The sequence below is a fragment of the Paenibacillus sp. E194 genome, from assembly GCF_000935845.1.
Taxonomy (GTDB): Bacteria; Bacillota; Bacilli; order Paenibacillales; family Paenibacillaceae; genus Paenibacillus_B; species Paenibacillus_B alvei_B.
This window is the reverse complement of sequence record NZ_JMDX01000024.1, coordinates 1-21,939: the sequence shown is the minus strand read 5'-3', so window position 1 is coordinate 21,939 and position 21,939 is coordinate 1. Positions and strand designations below refer to the sequence as shown.

Here is a 21,939-nt window from a genome sequence, read left to right as displayed (position 1 = left end):
TAGCTGTCACGGTATCATTGTGCTTCAAGACAGAGCAGGTCGCGAACAGAGAGGGGCTTCCCTTTGGCGGGAGCGGACGTATTGGGCAGAGTGAAGCTAAATATACCGAGCAAGAGGGATGCGATGGCAAAGATGTAGAAGATGACGGAAACTGTCGGAGTAGGAGCAATGATGGATGCAATCGGTTCAACGGAGTAAGCGGTTCCAATAATGAAGAACAAGCCATATTTACTGAGTGCGAGCCCCGCGGTGGCGTACCAAGCTCCACATACGAAAAACGGCATGAACATCATGAATGATAAGCGTGAATAACGAGCGTTCGCTGCATCTGCATCCTCCTCACTTTATTTTACAAGGATGAATGTCTGTGCTGTAACGCTATTATCATTCATATTCAACCGAGTTGTCTACTACGCATATAAGATGATGAGAAGGAAGTGAGGGCGTCAATTAACTGAGGACAAAGGGACGCCTGAATGATAGGGGGAGAGAAAAATCACGAAAAATAAAAAATAGGGAAATTCATGGTTGACAATTTGTAAGCGCATACAATAAACTATCTCCAACAAGACTTTGTTAATAATTTTAACTAACTTAGATTGTGGGGGGAGGATGACGGATTGATTGGCAGAGGCCAGACGGGAAACGCAAAATTGGTGAAGCATATTAACCGTGAGGGAATCCTCCATCAATTGCGCGATAATCCTCGGGTTTCGAGAGCCGATTTGGCGAAGTTAACAGAGTTAAGCCGGCCATGCGTCTCAGCGCTCGTCGATGAGATGATTATGGAAGGCTTGATCAGCGAGGTCGGATACGGTGAATCGAAGGGCGGCAGGAAGCCGATTCTTCTGGAATATAACTTTGATGCGTATGGTGTCATTGGCGCAGTATTCGAAGGAAGCACTTTGCAATTGGCGATTGCGAACCTGAAGGGGGAACTGCTCGTCTCGCGCACGACGAATTTGCCGCATCCTATGGATAGCGAGATGGCAATTCGCAGCATTGAACAGGGATTGGACACTCTTCTCACTGCTAGCGGGTTTCCGAAGGAACGGCTGCTTGGCATGGGTCTGGGACTTCCGGGGATTACGCAGCGCAGTGCAGGAACGGTCAGCTACGCCCCCAGCACAGGGTGGATGGGGCTGCCGGTACAGAAGGAAATTGAAGAAGCACTGGGATTGCCTGTCGTAATCGAGAATGACGTGAATCTGATGACGCTGGGCGAATTTCATAAAGGCATCGGTGTCGGCCATTCCAATCTCGTCTATATGTACGCGGGAACAGGAATCGGCGCAGGCATGATTATCGACGGACAGCTGTATCGGGGAGCCAATGAGGCAAGCGGTGAGATCGGCTATATGATGATTGGCCCAATTGGCAATCAGGTCAAAGGCGAGTATGGGGTGTTCGAGCGCAACTACTCCGTGAGAGCCATCTACGAGAAAGCCATTCGCATTCTCCCATCCATTGGCCCAGACAGAAGCATTATTCAGCAGATTGTTGAGCTGGCCAGCCTTGGCATCGACGAGGCTCAAGGGCTATTCGACGATATATGCCGGCACTGGACTTATGGGATCGCCAATGTCACGAGCGTCATGGATCCGGCACTGCTCATCCTTAGCGGTGAAATGCTGCATATCGGGGACGAAGGCATTCGCAAAATACAATATTGGCTGAATGAATGGGTACCATCTGTACCCATCATTAAGATGGCCACACTTGGCGATCAGGCGGGCTTGATAGGAGCCATTCACTGTACATTGGAGGCTTTCCCCTCCACGGCTAAATTTCAAAGGTAAACAATGATTATTTTTCTCCAGCATGAATTGCTTCTCAGACAATGACAATTACGGATGTGCCCATATTCGCAACCAGCACAATACCGTCAGGTCAATTCTTCTACAGCGCAGAATCCAACAAGATAGATGCAGCTGCTCACACATACGACAACAATTATGGAGTTCTACTCCTCACGATTGATACTCACACGACAAATTCAACCTACACATCAAATACAACGATTACACTAAATATCGTACGACACTCACACATGCACTCATACCACACTCATCAGATAGTACAATGTTAATCATTTCACCATAGTACCGCAGAACGATCACAGCTAATCATTTCACCATAGTACCACAGAACGATCATAGCTAATTATTTCAACATACAACACAGAATGATCATTGAACTGTATGCATTCCATAGTGGCAAACCGTACATAGCAGAACGATTTCCTGCAACACAATGACCAAGTATGCATGGATGTTTAGTTGGTCTAAATAAGGGCTATTGTCCTGAACTTTAGCATAGCTTTGATCCATATAACCAACGAACGGGCTGTTGTTGAAAGACTACTATGTTTTTGCGGGATGCTGCTTAGCAACATATCAACTCAGATTCATTTCGTCTATTGAAGATGAATTCATCCGATACAGCGCGAAACACGAATCAAAAATTTATGGTAGGGGGAACGTCATGAAACATGTAAAGGGGAAAGCAAAAACATGGTTGATGAGCTCTATGCTTGTCCTTGCGATGCTGGCAGTGACTGCTTGTGGAGGCGGCGGTGGGACTGCATCTGAGGGCGGACAGCAATCTGGGGAGAAGTCATCATCGGGTAAAGAAAAGCTGGTTATCTACACAGCGAGAGACAAGAACGTCGTCGATGAGATTATCCCGAAATTCGAAGCGAAATACCCGAACATGGAAGTTGAAGTGCTCACGATGGGGGCACAGCAAATCTTGGAGCGCGTACGTGGGGAGAAGGCGAATCCACAAGCGGACTTCTGGTGGGGCGGCACACAGTCGTCATTGATGACTGCGGCAGATGAAGACCTGCTGGAAAGCGTGAAGCCAAGCTTCGCGGACAGCATTCCGGCATTGTACAAAGACAGTCAAGACCGCTGGTATGGGGAAATGCTGCTGCCTGAGGTCATTATGTACAATTCTCACGCGCTGAAACAAGAAGATGCACCGAAAGATTGGGACGATCTCCTTGATCCGAAATACAAGGACAAAATCATCATTCGCGGGGTGCTTGCTTCCGGAACGATGAGAACGATCTATTCTTCCATTATTTATAAGCAGGATGCGAGTGATCCAACGAAGGGCTTCGACTGGCTGAAGAAGCTGGATGCCAACACGAAAGAGTACGCACAGGATCCGACTAACCTGTACTTGAAGCTGGCTCGTGAGGAAGGCACATTGTCCCTGTGGAACCTGCAGGACATTATGATTCAGAAGGAATTGCAAAAGCAGCCGTTCGACTTCATCTACCCGGCTAGCGGTGCGCCAATTCTTGTTGATGGCGTCGGTGTCGTGAAGGGTGCGAAAAATAAGGAGTCGGCAATGAAGTTCTATGAATTCCTCTTCGATTCTAATTTGCGCGTAGAGCTCGCGGATAAGCTGTTTCAGATTCCAACACGGACAGACATCAGCAAGGATACGCTTCCTGCTTGGCTGAAGGGGTTGGAGCTGAAGCCGCTTGATATTGATTGGACGGTAATGGCGCAGAAGGAAAAAGAGTGGATGCAGCATTGGGATGAGAACATCAAGGGGAAAGGCGCAAAATAATAGATTCGTTCAGGCGGAGGCTATGCCCTTCGCCTGATTATGATCATTTCAGAGGCAGGAGGGAGCCAGCTTGATAGAGGTAGCACTAGATCATGTTAGCAAGCAATTCGGGAACGTCAAGGGAGTTACCGACGTAAACATCCGGATTCAACCGGGTGAATTCTTCACCTTCCTCGGCCCTAGCGGCTGCGGCAAAACGACGACACTGCGGATGATTGCAGGATTTTATTTTCCAAGCGAAGGCCGAATCGTGTTCGGCGATCAAGATGTCACGACACTCCCACCGAATAAGCGCAATACCGGCATGGTTTTTCAGAATTATGCTTTATTTCCGCACATGACCGTATTTGAAAATGTCGCATTTGGTTTGCAGGTGCGCAAGGTTCCGAAGTCAGAAATGATAGAGCGCGCCCATCGCGCGCTGAAGCAGGTTCACTTGGATGGGTATGGAAGCCGTAGAATTGACCAATTGTCCGGCGGACAGCAGCAGCGGGTTGCCTTGGCTCGTGCACTCGTGATAGAGCCGAAAATACTGCTTCTCGATGAGCCGTTGTCCAATCTGGATGCGAAGCTCCGCGAGGAGACAAGGATCGAAATTAAGAGACTTCAATTAGAGCTGGGAATTACAACAATATACGTCACCCATGATCAGGCAGAGGCGATGGCGATGTCTGACCGCATTATGGTCATGCAGGGCGGGGTTGTACAGCAGATTGGAAGTCCTGAAGAAATATACAATCGACCCGTTAATCGATTTGTCGCCTCCTTCATTGGCGAGTCGAACCTATGGGAAGGAACGGTGGAACGAATCGAAGATGGCGAAGCCGTCATTCGCATAGCGCCAGACCTTCGTCTAAGAGGGCTTACAGCGAATGCTTCTGCCGACTGTTTACTGGAAGCAGGCAAGAAGGTGTCTCTGTCGATTCGTCCTGAATCGATTCGGGAGGCTGGCGGAGAAGAGACGGGGGACAATATCGTTACAGGAAGCGTAGTCATTTCTGAATTTACAGGAGTTAGCGTGAACTATGTGTCGCAGGTGGCGGATCAGCAGTTGAAGGCGATGTTTGTCAATCAAGGGCATCGGGTTCGCGGACGAGGGGAAGCAATCTCCCTGTTCATTCCGAAAGAAAGCATTTACTTCTTAGGATAGAGAGGGGATGAATGATGATAACGAACACACCTAACACGCCACAGCCATCGAAGCCACGCATGGGCTTGCCCAGACGCTCGGGGCCTATCACGCAATCGCCTTACTTCGTCTATGTGCTCGTAGCGCCGCTTTTTCTCATACTGTTGGCATATGTCGTTTATCCGCTATTTCAAACGTTCGTACAAAGTATTCAAGTCGAGGATCAATTCTCGCTTACGAACTACGCGCGATTTTTCAGCTTAGAGCATACATCCAATCTGGAGGCGCTGTGGACCAGCATTTATATATCCGTCTTAAGTGTGATTACGTGTGCAATCGTGGGTGTAGCCATGGCATTTCTGTTGGAACGCTACGAATTTCCCGGCAGGAAGGTGCTTGCTGTCCTCGTTCTCGTTCCAATGGCACTGCCTCCGCTTGTTGGGGTACTGTCGTTCACGTTCTTGTATGGCGAGAGCGGTATCATTCCACGGGCGCTTAAGGAACTGCTTCATCTCGAACAAGTACCTTTTTATTTAAAAGGGATCTGGGGCGTTCTGGTTGTACATACGTTTACGATGTATACCTATTTCTATATGACGGCGTCGTCTGCGATTCGGGGTCTAGATCCTTCGCTTGAAGAAGCAGCCGCAAGTTTAGGTGCAGGCAGATTGTACATTTGGCGGCGAGTGATTCTGCCGATGCTGACTCCAGCGCTTGTGGCCTCGTCACTGCTTGTATTCATGATTGCGATGGCGTCATATACAGCTCCGCTTATCTTCGGCATCGAACGGACGATGACCATGCAGATTTATTTGTCGCGTACGAATGGCAATTTGGATATGGCTGCTGCACAGTCGACGATTCTATCGGTTGTATCGATTGTGTTCTTGCTCGTGATGCGCTGGTATCAAGGGCTGCGCAACTACCAGAACATGAGCAAGGGAATCAGTGTCCATCGCACAGAGGTCAAGAGTGCAGTCGGCAAATATGTTGCGATGATTTTTCCATTATCGGCGTCATTATTTTGCTGCTTCCCATCTTCGTGCTGGTGTTAATTTCATTGTCTACGAACGGCACATGGACGACGCAAGTATTGCCGCCTGAATATACATTGGAGCATTATATCAAGCTGTTCACGGACAGCAAAACATGGCGGCCTATTGCAAACAGCTTCCAAATGAGCTTCGTCGCAACAATTGGAAATGTCATCTTCGGCGTGGCAGCTGCTTATGCGATGGTTCGCTTGAAGTTTAAAGGGAAGACGCTGCTTGATGTCTTAATTATGCTCCCATGGGCGCTGCCGGGTACTGTCGTTGCGGTCAACTTGATTGCGGCCTTCAGCGAGCCCAATGTATTCAGCTTCAATCAAGTGCTGATCGGCAGTTTCTGGATTTTGCCGCTAGCTTATTTCGTGCGCCACCTGCCGCTTGTGTTCCGTTCTACTTCGGCAACCTTGGTTCAGATGGATGCTTCTGTGGAGGAGGCGGCACGCAATCTAGGCGCATCGTGGTGGTACAGCTTCCGCAGAGTTGTGTTCCCGATGGCATTAAGCGGGATATTGGCGGGTACGCTGCTCGCCTTTGTACAGGGGATTGGGGAATTCGTATCCTCCATTCTGCTCTTTACTGCCAAGAGCACGCCGCTTTCAGTAGAAATCTTCCAACGGATGTATTCATTCGAATTCGGCACGGCTTGTGCATATGGTGTTCTTCAAATTACATTGATCATCATCGTACTGTTCGTATCCCGCAAAATAACGGGCGACAACACGGCTATATAATCGTTGGTCATTGCGTGGGAACCGCCTAGGGGTTCATTAACCACGTTATGATATACAGCTGGGAAATGGCCATTTCCAGCAGAATAACTATTCCACCATTCGAGGAGGGATTTGATGATCAAAGGTAAGTCGGCCTCAAAGTTCTGTTCCATCGTATTAAGCGTTGTATTGGCAAGCAGTGTACTGCTGTCCACGCAAGCCGAGACCGTATCAGCGGATCGGGGAATTGTTGATTTATGGAAGTCGATCAAGCCGCTGACGACGATCGCAAGTGCGATGAACACGGGAGCTCATCCTGATGATGAGCACAGCGCGACATTGGCGTACCTTTCCCTGGGAAGAGGAGTCAATACGTCAAGTGTGATCGCTGTTAGAGGAGAAGGCGGACAGAACGAAATTGGAAGTGAGCTCGGAGCGGGCCTTGGGGTTATACGAACTCGGGAACTGCAGGAAGCATCCAAGATCACGAATGTGACATTGGGGATGCTCGGCGAGCAGCTGAATGATCCAATCTTCGACTTCGGGTTCTCGAAGAGTGTAGAGGAAACGCTGGAGAAATGGGGAGAATCTGTTGCGTACGAGCGCTTAATTCGCAAAATACGCGAGCTTCGCCCAGATGTCATCATTCCTGCATTCTTGAATGAAAACTCTACACATGGTCATCATCGGACGATTAACGTGCTTACGGTGCGTGCGTTCAAGGACGCAGCGAATCCTGAAGTATATCCTGAGCACCTGAAGCAGGGGCTTCAGCCATGGCAGATCAAGAAATTGTATTTGCCGGCGAATAACAAGGATTACACCGTGAGAGCGCCAATTGGGGAGTACAACTCCATCTATGGGGCCTCTTACCTGCAGCTTGGGGAAGAGTCGCGCTTCATGCACAAGAGCCAAGGGATGGGAAGAGTGTATGACGAAGGGCCTGCTCAGGGGGACAGCTACTATAAGCTTGACCTGAGCATGGTAAAGACGAAGGAGAAGGAGCAAGACCTCTTCGACGGCATCGCATTCACCTTTGCAGATTTGGCGAAGGAAATTAGTGTGAAGGGCAAGGACAATAAGATTGCAAAGGATTTGCAAGCTCTGCAGCAGGATGCAGACAGGATTGTGGCGGCTTACCCTAGCTTTGCCAATGTCTTGAAGGAAGTCCACGGCATGAAGGCAGACGTTCAGACTGCACTTGCCGATGTGAAGAAATCCAGCTTGGATGTAGCGACGAAGGAGGATTTGCTCCATCGCCTTCACGTGAAGGAAGAGCAGTTGAACAAGGCGAGTATGGAAGCGGCATCTGTTGTGCTGAAGGTTAAGCCAGATGCCAACGAACTTGTGGCTGGACAATCGACGAAGGTAACCGTAACGGCATTTAATGGCGGTTCTACGAAATTAGACAACGTGAAGCTTAGCCTGAACGTGCCTGCTGGCTGGACAGCGGCGCCTGTGGGCGCGACAAGCTTTGGGCAGCTTGGCTATAACGAGACAGCTTCGGCTGTATTCGAGGTCAAGATTCCGGCAGATGCACCGTTATTCAAGCCATACGAAGCTTCGGTATTCAACGCGAAGGTAGTATATGAAGCATTCCGTACCGTGACGTCCTTGCAGGAGACACCGCAAAATGCAGTGGCGGTACTGCCCCCTTACTCGATGACGCTCAGTCCGAGCGCTACGATTCTGAATACGCTCAAGCCCGGTGAGCCGATTCCGGTGAAAGTAACGGTGAAGAATTATACGCCGGGAGCATCCAAGGCAGTGATTGCACTGCAGGTTCCAGAGGGCTGGACAGCCGAGCCTGCTGCTGAGGAGCTTAGCTTTGCAGCGAAGGGGGAGACGAAGTCAGTTGCTTTCTCTATTAAGGCAGCGTCTAACGTAAGCCCAGGCAAGTTCACGGTTACAGCGGTTGCGAAGAACGGCGATGTACAGAGCACGCACGGGACGCAGGTTATTCAATACCCGCACATCGGGAAGACCTACATCGTGCAGCCGGCAGAGCTCCAGATTCAAGCCTTCGACTTGAAGACACCAGAGAAGTGGAAGGTCGGCTATGTGTCTAGCGGCTTTGACAACATCGATCAATATTTGCGTCAAGTAGGCGTCAACGTGGTCAATTTGGATGCGAAGGAAATTGAATCGGGAGATCTCTCTCAGTACAACGCAATTGTGCTTGGCATTCGTGCCTATGCTTTCCGTCCAGAATTAATCCCGAGCAACCAGCGCTTATTGAATTATGTGAAGAACGGCGGCAATCTGGTCGTTCAGTATCATAAGCCAGAGGATAAATGGTCGCCGGATCTCGCGCCGTATCCAATTAAGATTGGCTCGCCGCTCATTCAATGGCGGGTAACGGACGAGAATTCCAAAGTCACAACACTTGCACCGGAGCATCCAATGTTCAACGCTCCGAATAAGATTACGGATCAGGACTGGAACAATTGGATTCAAGATCGTTCGGCTTATAACCCGTCGGAGTGGGGCAAGGAGTATACGGAACTCATTTCCAATGGCGATCCGGGCGAGAAGGAGTTCACAGGCACATTCCTGACTGCGAACTACGGCAAGGGTGTATATACCTACAGTTCACTCGTGTGGTATCGCGAGATTCCGGCATTGGTTCCGGGATCGATCCGCATGTTCGTGAACATGATCAGTCAGCATCAATAATGGCATTTCTTAGTCGCAATTGTTCAGTTGGATAGATTCATCTAGATTCATCAAGTGCCTTGCACATCAGAACATCGGTGGGGGGGCTCCTTCGGGATGCCTCCCCCATCGATGGAGAAGCGGAGGTATAAGGAGTATATGAATGTAATCGGAGTTCACGGACGGGAGCTAGATCAAGTGATCGAGAATGCACAGTTCGCCGTTGTTCCTCTCGGATCGGTCGAATACCATGGCCCTCATTCTCCACTCGGGACAGATATCATATTGGCGGAAGGCTTCGCTTGGAGGATTCAATCCTCCCTTCAACCGCTCGTGTATCCGGCAGTTCCGTTCTCAGCATGCCCGGGGAAGACACAGCATTATCCTGGAACGATCTCGGTTCGTCCTTCCATTTATATCGAATATCTTACCGATGTTGTTCTGGGGATATGTAGGCTTGGGATCCGCAATATTGTCCTGCTGAACGCTCATGATGCCAATATGGGTCCTTCCCGAACAGTTGCTGAATCCGTGACCGGAGCCTACACTGACGCCAGCTTCCTCCTTATTAATTGGTGGCAGATGGCGAGTGTTGAGTTCACGCAGCGGCACGGCTTATTCGGAGGTCAGGCTGGAAGAGGGCATGGCGGGCCTTATGAGATGTCAGCCGTGAAGGCGCTGCGCCCAGACCTGGTATCGGTGCAGGATACGGACTTGGAATTAGATTCGTGCCCTCCTTTATCTTCGCTGCCATATGTACTTGTGGATGGGTCTCCTCAGGGATGGGATGGATATACCGGACATATTCGTCAGACCTCCATGGAAGCGGGGCAGTTGATCGTTGAAGAAGCAAGCCGGAATATGAACCAGTTGATTCAAGAATGGCTGGATATGAGAATGAAGTCGAACAAGGAGGCTTACTAAGCTATGGGATATCGTGAGAAATGGATGGAAACGGAAGGGACTACCTTCCCAGGCAAGACCTATACGGAGGTTGTGCTTGAGCCTGCATTTAATGAAGCGAAAGCGCATCTGCTCGGCCCGATGATGGCAATCAATAAGGCACATCTAATCATGCTGGAGAAGCAGGAGCTTATCACGCATGAGCAAGCGGAGACCATTGCCCAAGCCATCCGTGCTCTTGACCTTGAAGTGCTTAAGCAAGCAAGCTATACCGGTCAGTTTGAAGATTTGTTCTTTCAGGTGGAGCATCAGCTGCTAGAGCATGCCGGCGATATCGCTGGCAACCTGCACTTGGCCCGCAGCCGCAATGATATGGGGATTGCGATCTATCGAATGGTGCTGCGGGAGAAGCTGATCGTCACGTTATCTTCGGCACTGCAGCTCAATGAACAGCTGCTGCTGTTCGCGAAGGAGCATCAGGATACGCTCATGATCGGCTATACACATACGCAGCAGGCGCAGCCAACAACACTCGCACATTACTTCATGGCCGTAGTCGACTCGCTTAACCGCGATATTCGGCGAATGATTGCGGCTTACAAGAACTGCAATCGGAGCAGCATGGGGGCTGCGGCGCTCACAACATCAGGCTTCGCGGTTAGCAGGGAGCAGATGATGGAGCTGCTCGCATTCGACGAGCTTATCGATAACTCCTATGATGCAATCGGTGGAGCTGACTACTTGGGCGAAGTGGCGACAGCTATCCAGCTTGCAGCGATCAATCTGGGTCGTGTCGTTCAGGATATGCTGCTGTGGTGCACACAAGAGTTCGGCGCGCTTAAGGTAGCTGCACCTTATGTACAGATAAGCTCTATCATGCCGCAGAAGCGCAATCCCGTATCGTTCGAACATATGCGCGCACTATTGTCGAGCTGCGTAGGCAATACGAATACGGTACTGTCGATGATCCATAATACGCCGTTCGGAGACATAGTCGATACGGAAGATGATATGCAGCCTTATGCGTGGAGAAGTCTTGCGATTATGGATAAAATGTACCGCTTGTTCGCTGCGGTCATCGGTACAATGGACGTGAACAAAGAGATGTTGCGTGAACGGACGCAGGGCAGCTTCGCAACCGTAACGGAGCTTGCGGATACACTCGTTCGAGTCGATGGCTTATCCTTCCGCAAGGCTCATCATATTGTCAGCGATGTCGTGAAGCATTCCTTGGCGCAAGGGTTGGCGGCCAATGAGATTACGCTGTCTATCGTCAATGAGAGTGCCCGCCAACATATTGGGCGAGATACATCGCTCACAGAGCAGACGCTGCGTGAAGCGCTAGACCCGGTGCATTTCGTCGAGATTCGTTCCTTGCCGGGCGGGCCGAGTCCGAAGGAGATCAGCCGCATGATCAATGTGCGCATGAAGGATCATAGCGGATTTGCGAGCTGGCTGGGACAAGCGGAAGGCAGCATACAGGCAGCAATGAAGCATCTGGATCAAGTCATATCAGAGTGGAGCGGGTGCTGATGGGAACCTACAGCATTCCTCTGCTTGCGGTTGACGGTGGAGGTACGAAGTGTCTCGTTAGGCTGCTCGATAGTGAAGGAACTACGCTTGGGGAGGGAAAGGGAGGATCTTCAAACTATCAGGGAGTCGGTGTGGATGAAGTAGTACACGCACTGTCCCAAGGGATTGAAGCGGCGCTGCGTGACTACTGCCGCAAGCAGGAGTGTAGTGCGACTTATGAGGCAATTGCAATTGAATGTGCCGTATTTGCTCTTGCCGGACTGGATACGGAGCATGACCGTCATATCATCACGGGCATTGTACACGAGGTATTGAAGCGGCTTCACATCGAAGCAGAACATGTCATTGTGGAGAACGATGGCTATGCTGCCCTGCTCGGAGCGACAGGAGGGCAGCCTGGGTTGTTGGTAATTGCCGGGACAGGCTCTATTATATTCGGAATGAATGCTTACGGACAGACAGCTAGAGCTGGGGGATGGGGCCACCGAATTGGGGACGAAGGAAGCGGGTACTGGATCGGCAAGGAAGCATTGCGAGCAATCATGAAGGGTTATGATGGCAGAGAGGAACGAACGAGACTCGGGGAATGGATTCTGCTTCACCTCGGATTGAGCAATGAAGAAGAACTGTATAATTGGACGTACGGCGAAGGGGATTCCGTTGATAGAGTAAGTGGACTGGCTGAAGTTGTTACCCGCGCTGCCATTGCCGGCAATCGGGAAGCGTCAAGAATTCTCGTAGCGGCAGGTGATGAATTATTTCATGGTGCAGCAGCGGTCATGAACCACTTGTCCTTGGTGGATACTCCGTTTACAATGATTCTACAGGGTGGTGTTCTGCGACATGAGGGACACGTTCGCAATCGCCTTATGCATAAGATAGAAGCATATGCACCGAAGGTATCCTTTCATGAAGCATGTAAGGAGCCTATTGACGGCGTAGCATCTATGGGTGTTGCCTATTTGCAGAAGAAGATGCTTGCCCGAACATAGGAAGATTTGAACAGCAAGGGGCTGAAGGAACATGAAGAAAAGATGGCTATTCGTTTTCGCCCATCCCGACGATGAGACCTTCGCAGCGGGTGGGACGATTGCCAAGCTTAGCAGCACAGGTCATGAGGTATATTTGGCATGCGCCACATCGGGATGTAAGGGGAAATCCGGCGAATTCCATTTTTCTTCCCGTGATGAACTTGCCCGATTTCGGGAACAAGAGATGCGCAGTGCCTGCTCGATTTTAGGTGTAGCCGATATTACGCTGTATCGTTATCCTGACGGCGGACTGCAGGAGATAGAGCCGAGGAAGTTGGCGGAGCGTATCGCTTCGACGATTGTGGAGCTTCGGCCGGACGCAATCGTGACCTTCCCGCCTGATGGAGTCACAGGACATCCCGACCATATCGCGATATCCGCAGCGACGCTTATGGCGGCGGAACTGGCGGAGGCGCATTACCCAGTGGATAAGCAGCCATCGCTCTATTATACGTCAATCCCGCATTATTACGATTACTGCAAGGATTCGGGTCCGAAGGACAAGTGCCTCATTTCAGCACGGATTGATATTATCGATTATCGCGGGCATAAAGGGAAGGCGCTGCAGGCATATCGCAGCCAGATTTACTCCGTGAACCGCGCATATCCAGGCGTTATGGAGGATGATTATTCCGTCATTTGCAATTATGAATTTTATACGTTAGTTCGCGAGAATGGTCAGCCTAGACAGAAGAAGACGGCACTGCCGCTGGATGAGCTGCCGATGCTGGATTTGATGTGAATATCTATTTAATAGTTTAATGAACATAAATTTTGTTAAAGGATCTAAAAAAACTGGTGCCCTCGTTACGAGAACGCCAGTTTTTTTGGTTCCATTATTCAAATAATCGATTTTACATGTCGAGCGTAGGCTTATACATGGTACTATAGAACTAGAAAATATTAGATTGCCATTCATATTAGGATGAAGTGAGACAACCATAAAGGCTTCGGAAACGAATTTCCTGAAGTTTTTGCAAGGAACGAAGCAATTTATCATCCCGATTTACCAATGTAAATATAGTTGGGCCCTAAATCAATGCAAACAATTGTGGAGCGATATTCTGAGAGTTGCACATAGATGGACAACAGCGAATGACTACCCTAACGATATTGATGAGAGCATTTGCGAAGGTAATTGAAGAGCGGAGTGAAGAATTCGGGATTACGAAAAAGAAGCTTATCAATTACTATTTGGTTAACAATGAAGAAGAGGGCGATTCATTCGTCTTTTGCTAAAATAAGCCCCCGATGCTTAACCCAATCGATATATAATGGCCAAATAAGTTCCCGATGCTGGCATTCGGCAACATCGTTATGAATCTCTGCGAGAAATTGTCCTTGATAGAAGCTTAGCATAGGTGCATCGACATCGGCTTTCTTAATTATTTTCAAGCGGTATTGCCTTCCGAGGTAAGGCAACTTTTCGCCGGATACAAATCTCCGTTGGAGACTTGTCTGCTTCATTTCCTCAAAGTTCAGCAATTGAGTGCGAATCCAAGCTCCCTTTCGATATAAGACTTCTTCAATGACTTGATGTTCTGCAGTTTCAGGAGCAATCACTTTAACCCCTTCTTGATTAACGGAGATAGACACGGTTTTGCGTCTGCTGCTCCTCGTTAATTCGTATGGAATGATTACAGAACCAAATTGAAATACATGCATTATGATTCCTCCCGTGATCGTATTATATCAGGAATTTTTAAGAGAAATCATGATGTTTAGATATGAAAATGATGTAAGTAAAAGCAATCATTCATCTTCCGGTTCTATGCCCCAGAATACTTGATGCGAAGCTGCGTTATTGGCATAGAAGCATGCATCGACATAGACATGTAGAAGATTATGATCAATCCTATAGATCAGAATAGCATTTCCAATTAGAGTCCAGTAATAATCGTTGAATTCAAATCCCGGGAAGTCTGAGATACCATATGCTTTTTCATGTGGAAGGTGACACAGCACATCTTTCGAGCGACGAAAGACGTTCATGGGATCAACTTTGTACGGCTTCATGCGAGCTAGCGCGACTCGGGCGTAGCTTGTCCACATCACTCGATAATTACGATTTGTCATGTGAGACCTCATCTAACAATTGAGCAAATTCTTCTTCGCTGTCACTGTAAGTGGAGATTCCTTCCTGACGATCATCGTTGGCTTGTTTGAGTTGATAAAGCACATGTGGATCTTTGAAGATAACGGATGTTAGTTTTTGTTTTTGTTCTTTTGAAAGTGGGACCGTGTCCATTTTTTTCTTAATGTTACTTGGTATCCGAAATGGTCTTCGATGAAATGAACAAGATCTTCGAGTTCAACGACAGATTTATGTTTAAAGCTTTGATCCAAAGTATCTTTGGAGATTGACATATTAATCACCTGCCTTAATTTCCATTTTACCACAATGGTATGGAATCCAGTATGGAACAGCTTTTTATGAAGAGGTAGTTTCCTTAAACGTTACCAATGGAGGAATGGTAGTGACTCTATTCGATTTAATAAAGAAGCTGACCTCCTTGAAGAAGGAGGGTCAGCTTCTTTGTCTTAGCAGGCTATTTTCAACTTCTAAATAAACTTCCGTGATACCTTCTTGCCATCGTAGGTGAATAGAACCTGCTTGTCATCGACGGTCGTCTCGACGTGAACCGGCTTGCCCCACAGGGTATATACATAAGGCAAGGTTCGTTCGACGTATTTCAAATCCAGCTCCACTGCTTCATATTGGTGTACGAGATAGAGCTCGCCAGAGCGCTGGTAATCGCCATCCTCAACTGTAATGTAGGGGAAGCCCCCGTTGACTCGTGAATAGACGAGCTGATCGCGGATGTTCTGCCATGACTTGTCGGTAATTTTCCACTCCGGCCCCTTTTTCTCGAAGATGTATAGATCCAGCTCCTCGGTCAGCTTCTTCGTCAAATAATTGCGAAGGAATGACTGATCCGATTCCAGTTCACGCACTTCAAATATTTTGGCCCGACCCTGACCAGGTTGACGTCCATACCGCTCTTGCTCTTCCTTCGTTGGCTCATCCCAGCGCTTCTCAATATCCTCGAACAGTTTGATGCCAAGGTAATAGGGGTTCAAGCTATGACGCGATGGCTGTACGACAGAACTGTTCAGCTTTGCATACTCGACTGTTTCTTCGCTAGTTAGATCTAGCTCACGGATAATCCGCTGATGCCAATAAGAAGCCCAACCCTCGTTCATAATCTTCGTCTCGATTTGCGGCCAGAAGTAGAGCATCTCGTCGCGCAGCATGGACATTATATCGCGCTGCCAGTCCTCAAGCACAGACGAGAATTGCTGAATGAACCAGATGATGTCCTTCTCCGGTTCCGGAGGGAAGGGGCGATTCGCCATGTCATGCAGGCTGAACTTGGATGACTTGGAGGCCTGGCTTCGTTTGTCTAATTCCCACAAGTCATCGTACCGTCCAGGATCGTTTGGCCGTGCCTCACGCAGTTCGCGCAGCTTCGCCTCCATATAGCGTTCCTTATCCAGATTGCGCGGCTTGATGACATTTGGATCGATATGCTCCTGAATGCCGAGTACCGCGTCGATGAAGCTCTCGACCGCTTGGGTGCCATACTCCATTTCATATTGATTGACACGTTCAGCCGTGACGGACATGCTGTCTACCATATTGCGGTTCGTGGCCGAGAACCGGGCGTTATTTTTGAAAAAGTCACAGTGGGCAAGCACATGCGCTACGATCAACTTGTTTTGGATAAGTGAATTGCCTTCCAGCAGGAAGGCGTAGCACGGATTGGAATTAATGACGAGCTCGTAGATTTTGCTTAACCCGAAGTCGTATTGCATTTTCATCTTGTGAAAAGTCTTGCCGAAGCTCCAGTGGCTGAAACGTGTGGGCATACCGTATGCTCCAAAGGTATAAATGATGTCGGCCGGGCAGATTTCATAGCGCATCGGATAGAAATCGAGCCCGAAGCCTTCGGCGATTTCGGTAATTTCGTCGATGGCATACTCCAGCTCCTGCATGTTATTTGCACTCATGTACGGCTACCTCCCGGCTGTTTTTTGAAAAAGTGCTTCAGCGCCCGGTACACCTCTCCCTTTTCCTTAATGACGTAGTGCATAAAGTTGGGCAGCTGGATATTGCGGTAAGCCGACATTAGGGTGCTGCTGCGGTTGTATTGGTTTACCTCACCGTATCCGAACATGTTGGCCTTCTTTAATATTTGGCCAATCAGCTTCACACAGCGATCGTTATCGCTCGTCAGGTTGTCACCGTCTGAGAAGTGGAACGGATAAATATTGTAGCTGGATGGCGGATAGCGTGTATCGATAATCTCAAGCGCCTTCACATAAGCGGATGAACAGATCGTGCCGCCGCTCTCTCCGCGTGTAAAGAATTCATCCTCGGTTACTTCCTTTGCCTCGGTATGGTGAGCGATGAATACCAGTTCGACCTTCTCATACTGCTTGCGCAAGAAGCGTGTCATCCAGAAGAAGAAGCTGCGTGCACAATATTTCTCAAAGCTGCCCATCGATCCCGAGGTGTCCATCATCGCGATAATAACGGCGCTTGATTGAGGCTTAATAATTTCCTCCCACGTCTTGTACCGCAGATCGTCGGGACTAATGTGATGAATGCCAGGCTTGCCAGTGAGCGCGTTGCGCCGCAAATTTTCGAGGATCGTCCGCTTCTTGTCAATGTTGGACATGATGCCCTTCTTGCGAATGTCATTGAATCGAATGTCGGTAACCTCGACTTCCTCCTTATCCTTCTGCTGCAAGTTGGGCAGCTCCAATTCATCGAACAGCAGATTTTCGAGGTCTTCGATACTGATCTCCGCTTCAATGATGTCGGCACCGGCTTGATCACCAGCCTGCTTGCCTTTGCCTTGACCTTGTGAGCCGTCCGTGCCGAGCACATCCCCAACCTGACTGTCTCCGTCTCCTTGACCGACGTGCTTCTTCTTATTGAAGTTATAGACGAATCGGAATTCGTCCAGACTGCGAATAGGGACTTTAATGATTTGTTTGCCATCTGACATAATAATGTTCTCTTCGGTAACGAGATCGGGCAGATTCTGCTTTATCGCTTCACGCACCCTCTGCTGATGGCGTGCTTGATCTTGATAGCCTTTGCGATGGAGCGACCAGTCCTCGCGGGACACAATGAACGTCCGTTCGTTCAATGGCTGACACCTCCTGTTGGACGTATTAACTGATGACCTTTGCTGCTTGTTATGATCAATATATTCACGGGTTGCTGGGATAATGAAACGAGAGATGCACGCGCTCATTGAACTGAGGTGGCAGATTGAGATCGGCTCATTCATTTAGGTTTGAAGTCTGATAAGCAGGATGTGATACAATACAAGGTACTTAATTCTTATTTCATGAGTAACTTGAGGAAGTAGAAAGGGAGGTGCATGCAATGACAGCAGGCTCCAAGGAAGACGTAGAAGGACTGAAGGAGATTGGAAGGATTGTAGCATTGACCATCCAAGAGATGAAGAAGAGTGCATGTGCGGGCATGACGACAAAGCAACTGGATGAGATCGGTGGGGAAGTGCTGAAGCGTCATGGTGCTGTATCTGCACCGATGAAGGCATTTAAATTCCCGGGGCATTCTTGCATCAGTGTGAATACAGAGGTTGCACATGGGATTCCAGGCAAGAAAGTGCTGCAGCCTGGTGATTTAATTAATGTAGATGTATGCGCGGAAAAGAACGGCTATGTTGCGGATTCGGGACAGTCGTTCCAACTTGCTCCTTACAGCACGGAAATTACGGAACTGTGTCAATACACGCATGATACGATGATGAAGGTCATCTCTTCGTTGAAGCATGGAGTAAAGCTGAACACGATTGGAAAAATGTTCGAGGAAGCTGCTGATCAAGGCGGATATACCGTAATTCAAAACTTGTGCTCTCATGGTGTGGGGAGAGCTGTGCATGAAGAGCCAAGTATTCTGCCGATTTACAATCGACTCGATACAAGAATCCTGAAGGAAGGCATGGTTATTACGATCGAGCCATTCCTGTCCACAGGCGCGGACTATGCGGTGAAGCAGGCAGACGGCTGGACATTAAGCACGCCTGATGGCAGTGTAGCTGCGCAATTCGAGCATACGATTATTATTACGAAACAAGATCCGATCATTATCACAGTTGCATAGAAGCATCAGAACGATCTAGACTTTCGTCCAGTAAGAGGACGATAGTTCTGGATCAGTTTTGTTTTTACTCGTAGAGTAGGTTCTGACTGTGGCACAATCCGCTTTTTTCAAGAAGAGGGTAGCAGGAAAGGAAGGAGGCATGTTTGACATGAAACCAATAGGTGTCATATAATGAACCCTAATATGAAACCAAATGGTTTCGTAATAATGTCGATCTCGTTAGCACATGCTGACAGATATCGAATAGTTGGAGGAATAACATTTATGACGAATCATGCTTCTCAATCATCTCTCGATATTCAAAAAACAATTACATTGCAAGCACCGATCCAGAAGGTATGGGATGCGGTAGCTACATCGGAAGGCATTGCTGCCTGGTTCATGCCGAATGATTTCCAGCCTGAGCTTGGCTACGAGTTTCACCTGAATGCGGGCCCCTTCGGAAACTCGCCATGCAAGGTAACAGAACTCGATCCTCCGAACCGCTTGTCATTCCGTTGGGGGAAGGATTGGACGTTGACATTTGCCTTGGCTGAAGTTGATGGGAAGACGGAATTTACGCTCATTCATTCTGGATGGGATCCAGAGGGAATTACGGAGTTTGGCGAGACGCATACAGTTGTACGCGAGCGCATGAACAATGGATGGGACGGATTGGTTCAGAAGCTTCGTTCCATTATCGAGGCGTAAGATGGATTCATCCGCACCGAAGCATGATGTGTTCCAAGCGATAGCTGATCCTACACGCCGTAAGCTGCTGCAACTGCTTGCAGATCAGGAACTTCCGGTCACAGTGATTAGCGGACATTTCCCGATGAGCCGGACTGCCGTCTCCAAGCATTTGCGTATTCTGGCCGAAGCGGGACTTGTTAAGGATCGGAAAATTGGCAGAGAGGTTAGATATCGGCTGGATCCGGATCCACTGCTGGAATTGAAGAGATGGCTGGCCTATTATGATCGCTATTGGGATAACAAGCTGTCTATGCTCCAGCATTATGTGGAAAGCTCTGGTGATTCAGGTCGCTCTGAAGGTAATGTCGGAATGCAGGAGCAATCAGACAGCAGCGAGGAATAATACGAGTGGCTCGATCGCTCATCCGGATATTTCTTACAAGTAATTGCTGCATAAATGGAAGAACATCATCAAACCGCAGTGACCTGCCAAGTAGCGAGCAGGATGCTGCGGTTATTTTTTTGTTGATAATCTAAAAATAGACTTTTTCTAACAAAAATTTGAAAATAACCGATATACATAATGTATGACTTTGAGGGGGTTGTGCACTTATTTTTGTCCAATGAGAGCGATTCATTTACAAAGATCGTTGTCTTGTGGATGTGGGTGCTGTGCTGCGTTTTCTGTTATCAAAGTCATATCCGGTATTCCCGCTTCTCGATATGATTACATCATTAGTTCGAAGTAAAATCCTAATGATGAGGTCGATCGAGATGGAAACAAAACAAGGGCAAGGTGAAATGCTGCCATCACCCTCGCGCCGTAAAGAAAACCACAAGCAGGAAGGGCCAAGAATCACACGAGAAAAACGGACTGTTCTGCTCATGCTCCGCATATATTGTCATCATCATCATACACCGGAGCTGAATCCACATTCCGAGAACCATTCAGAGCAATGCGGATTATGCCCTAGCTGTGCTGAATTGCTTGCTTATGCTTGGAAGCGTCTTACCTATTGCCGCTTCGGAGAGCACAAGACGACATGTGAACGATGCGCGGTTCATTGTTATAAGCAAGACAAGCGTGATGCCATCAAACTCGTTATGCGGGAAGTAGGCCCTAGAATGCTGGTTAAGCATCCGATTGTCGCACTCCGTCATGTATGGGATAACCTTCGCGCCCCCGAAGGTGGTTAAATAAATCCCCTACCTCAGAATGCCCTATACGATCATATTTGTTAGTGGAAAAACAGAAATAATTCAGATAATATATAATCGTATCGAATATAGTTAAAAATTGCCGAAATGCGGCTTGAAGGGGCGAACATCATGTTGCGACGCTATACAATTTTAGGAAGTATAAATATGCTGTTATCCGTCGCTCTCGGTGCATTCGGAGCGCATGTCATGAAGGGGTTGTTGACACCTGAGCGGATGGCTACTTTTGAAACAGCTGTTCAATACCATATGGCGCACGCGCTTGGATTGCTTCTTATTGCGATATTGGCGGATAAACTGGCGGATCAGAAGAAGGTCGCATGGTCAGCTCGACTGATATGGATTGGTATTATTGTGTTCTCTGGCAGCTTGTATCTGCTATGCTTCACAGGAATTAAAATGTTAGGAGCGATTACACCGATTGGAGGGGTGGCATTCATCGCTGGTTGGTTGATGCTTGCTCTTGCTGCTCGTCGATGAGTGTTCGTACTGACTCCAACGCTGGAAGGAAGATACTTAGTGAGTGACCGTAAGGTACAGAATGAACGGCAATTGCAGAAGCGGGATCGCTCAATTCGATATGCTTTATATGTAATGGCTGTCTCTTTAATTACGGCAATCGTATGTACAGGGTGGGCTGTGCTGCAGTTGGAGGGATTGGCGCGAATGTGGGTGCTGATTCTGCTTACAGCGATGCTTGGATATGCTGCAGCTGCTAAGATTAGATCCTCATACTATGAACGGTTCGGAGTAGCACATAATCCGATAAGCACGATTGAGCCGCCAACTGTCTCTGTTCAGCCAACATGGAAGTCTTATTACGATCACCTGCCTGTTCCTATGCTGTTTGTCCGTCAAGATGGCAAGGTTGTCGGCATAAACCCAGCGTTCCAAGAGGTAACCGGGTTCGATGGCTCGCTCATCACAATCGGTCAATGGATGGAGGAACAAGCTTGCTCGAAGCTGATTCAGGCCATGGATCAAGTAACAAGCGGGGGCGAGATTGAGCTGGAATTGGTCGGATGCTCGAAGGATGGCTTCCCACAAGACTGGCTCATTCGAATGACGCAGCTTCCGGGACTGACTCATTGCCCAGAAGAGGAAGCCATTTTTTCAGTAAGTCTTCGAGACGCGAGTCCAAATCGATATATGGAAGAACGAATTCGCTACATGGCCTATTATGATGATATGACTGGCTTGCCGAATCGTCGAATGTTCATGCAACGGCTGGAAGAAGCGCTAGAGATGGCTGCTCATGCCTCGTTTTCATTGCGGTGCTGTACATGGATCTTGATCGGTTTAAGCGCATTAA

19 protein-coding genes and 2 pseudogenes are annotated in these 21,939 nt (G+C 48.5%); 16 read left to right on the top strand and 5 right to left on the bottom strand.

Translation table 11 applies throughout. The features are described from left to right. Positions 1–14: 14 nt before the first annotated feature. Complete coding sequence (locus tag AZ66_RS31230) at positions 15–293, bottom strand: hypothetical protein (RefSeq protein ID WP_156159905.1); 279 nt, start codon at positions 291–293, stop codon at positions 15–17. 327 nt (positions 294–620) lie between these two features. Here AZ66_RS31230 and AZ66_RS05355 point away from each other — a divergent pair, with 327 nt between their 5' ends. The 10 genes and pseudogenes from AZ66_RS05355 to AZ66_RS32400 all read left to right on the top strand — a co-directional run bounded on the left by AZ66_RS05355 (position 621) and on the right by AZ66_RS32400 (position 13,831). Beyond that, positions 621–1,799: an ROK family transcriptional regulator gene (locus AZ66_RS05355; protein ID WP_044353899.1), complete on the top strand. Its 1,179-nt coding sequence runs from the start codon at positions 621–623 to the stop codon at positions 1,797–1,799. Between the two features lie 685 nt (positions 1,800–2,484). Then, positions 2,485–3,582 carry an extracellular solute-binding protein gene (locus AZ66_RS05350; protein WP_044353898.1) on the top strand — a complete coding sequence of 366 codons (1,098 nt, stop codon included), beginning with the start codon at positions 2,485–2,487 and terminating at the stop codon, positions 3,580–3,582. A gap of 70 nt (positions 3,583–3,652) precedes the next feature. Then, complete coding sequence (locus tag AZ66_RS05345; RefSeq protein WP_044353897.1) at positions 3,653–4,732, top strand: ABC transporter ATP-binding protein; 1,080 nt, start codon at positions 3,653–3,655, stop codon at positions 4,730–4,732. Between the two features lie 59 nt (positions 4,733–4,791). Then, a pseudogene (locus tag AZ66_RS05340) lies at positions 4,792–6,491 on the top strand (ABC transporter permease). Positions 6,492–6,605: 114 nt separating this feature from the next. Continuing rightward, the gene (locus tag AZ66_RS05335) at positions 6,606–9,146 is read left to right on the top strand and encodes an NEW3 domain-containing protein (RefSeq protein WP_044353896.1); all 2,541 of its coding nucleotides are present in this window, start codon (positions 6,606–6,608) and stop codon (positions 9,144–9,146) included. Positions 9,147–9,284: 138 nt separating this feature from the next. Further along, positions 9,285–10,049 (top strand): creatininase family protein, encoded by a 765-nt coding sequence (locus AZ66_RS05330; RefSeq protein ID WP_044353914.1) that lies wholly within the window; start codon positions 9,285–9,287, stop codon positions 10,047–10,049. A gap of 3 nt (positions 10,050–10,052) precedes the next feature. Continuing rightward, the gene (gene argH, locus AZ66_RS05325; protein WP_044353895.1) at positions 10,053–11,561 is read left to right on the top strand and encodes an argininosuccinate lyase; all 1,509 of its coding nucleotides are present in this window, start codon (positions 10,053–10,055) and stop codon (positions 11,559–11,561) included. Continuing rightward, on the top strand, positions 11,561–12,553 hold the full coding sequence (locus AZ66_RS05320) for an N-acetylglucosamine kinase (protein WP_044353894.1): 993 nt from the start codon (positions 11,561–11,563) through the stop codon (positions 12,551–12,553). The genes argH and AZ66_RS05320 overlap by 1 nt, the downstream gene beginning before the upstream one ends. 31 nt (positions 12,554–12,584) lie before the next feature. Beyond that, positions 12,585–13,334: a PIG-L deacetylase family protein gene (locus AZ66_RS05315; protein WP_044353893.1), complete on the top strand. Its 750-nt coding sequence runs from the start codon at positions 12,585–12,587 to the stop codon at positions 13,332–13,334. Positions 13,335–13,687: 353 nt separating this feature from the next. After that, entirely contained in the window at positions 13,688–13,831 is a 144-nt protein-coding gene (locus AZ66_RS32400) for a hypothetical protein (protein WP_231586737.1), read from the top strand. Here the strand turns inward: AZ66_RS32400 and AZ66_RS05310 are convergent. The 4 genes from AZ66_RS05310 to yhbH all read right to left on the bottom strand — a co-directional run bounded on the left by AZ66_RS05310 (position 13,814) and on the right by yhbH (position 17,751). Further along, on the bottom strand, positions 13,814–14,257 hold the full coding sequence (locus tag AZ66_RS05310) for a YgjP-like metallopeptidase domain-containing protein (RefSeq protein WP_052648402.1): 444 nt from the start codon (positions 14,255–14,257) through the stop codon (positions 13,814–13,816). The two genes, AZ66_RS32400 and AZ66_RS05310, sit on opposite strands and share 18 nt — an antisense overlap. Positions 14,258–14,344: 87 nt before the next feature. Then, positions 14,345–14,668, bottom strand: a complete 324-nt coding sequence (locus tag AZ66_RS05305; protein ID WP_044353892.1) for a hypothetical protein — start codon at positions 14,666–14,668, stop codon at positions 14,345–14,347. 486 nt (positions 14,669–15,154) lie between these two features. After that, positions 15,155–16,603: a SpoVR family protein gene (locus AZ66_RS05300; protein ID WP_044353891.1), complete on the bottom strand. Its 1,449-nt coding sequence runs from the start codon at positions 16,601–16,603 to the stop codon at positions 15,155–15,157. Further along, complete coding sequence (yhbH, locus tag AZ66_RS05295) at positions 16,600–17,751, bottom strand: sporulation protein YhbH (RefSeq protein WP_044353890.1); 1,152 nt, start codon at positions 17,749–17,751, stop codon at positions 16,600–16,602. The genes AZ66_RS05300 and yhbH overlap by 4 nt, the downstream gene beginning before the upstream one ends. A 242-nt stretch (positions 17,752–17,993) precedes the next feature. Here yhbH and map point away from each other — a divergent pair, with 242 nt between their 5' ends. The 6 genes and pseudogenes from map to AZ66_RS05265 form a co-directional block, all read left to right on the top strand. Continuing rightward, positions 17,994–18,737 (top strand): type I methionyl aminopeptidase, encoded by a 744-nt coding sequence (gene map, locus AZ66_RS05290; protein ID WP_021259040.1) that lies wholly within the window; start codon positions 17,994–17,996, stop codon positions 18,735–18,737. 264 nt (positions 18,738–19,001) lie between these two features. Next, positions 19,002–19,427 carry an SRPBCC family protein gene (locus AZ66_RS05285; RefSeq protein WP_021259039.1) on the top strand — a complete coding sequence of 142 codons (426 nt, stop codon included), beginning with the start codon at positions 19,002–19,004 and terminating at the stop codon, positions 19,425–19,427. Between the two features lies 1 nt (position 19,428). Beyond that, positions 19,429–19,812 (top strand): ArsR/SmtB family transcription factor, encoded by a 384-nt coding sequence (locus AZ66_RS05280; protein WP_021259038.1) that lies wholly within the window; start codon positions 19,429–19,431, stop codon positions 19,810–19,812. A 371-nt stretch (positions 19,813–20,183) separates the two neighbouring features. Then, complete coding sequence (locus tag AZ66_RS05275; RefSeq protein ID WP_231586736.1) at positions 20,184–20,606, top strand: nitrous oxide-stimulated promoter family protein; 423 nt, start codon at positions 20,184–20,186, stop codon at positions 20,604–20,606. Positions 20,607–20,738: 132 nt separating this feature from the next. Next, positions 20,739–21,107 (top strand): DUF423 domain-containing protein, encoded by a 369-nt coding sequence (locus AZ66_RS05270; protein ID WP_036619297.1) that lies wholly within the window; start codon positions 20,739–20,741, stop codon positions 21,105–21,107. Between the two features lie 39 nt (positions 21,108–21,146). After that, positions 21,147–21,939: pseudogene (locus AZ66_RS05265) on the top strand (diguanylate cyclase); the annotation flags it as partial.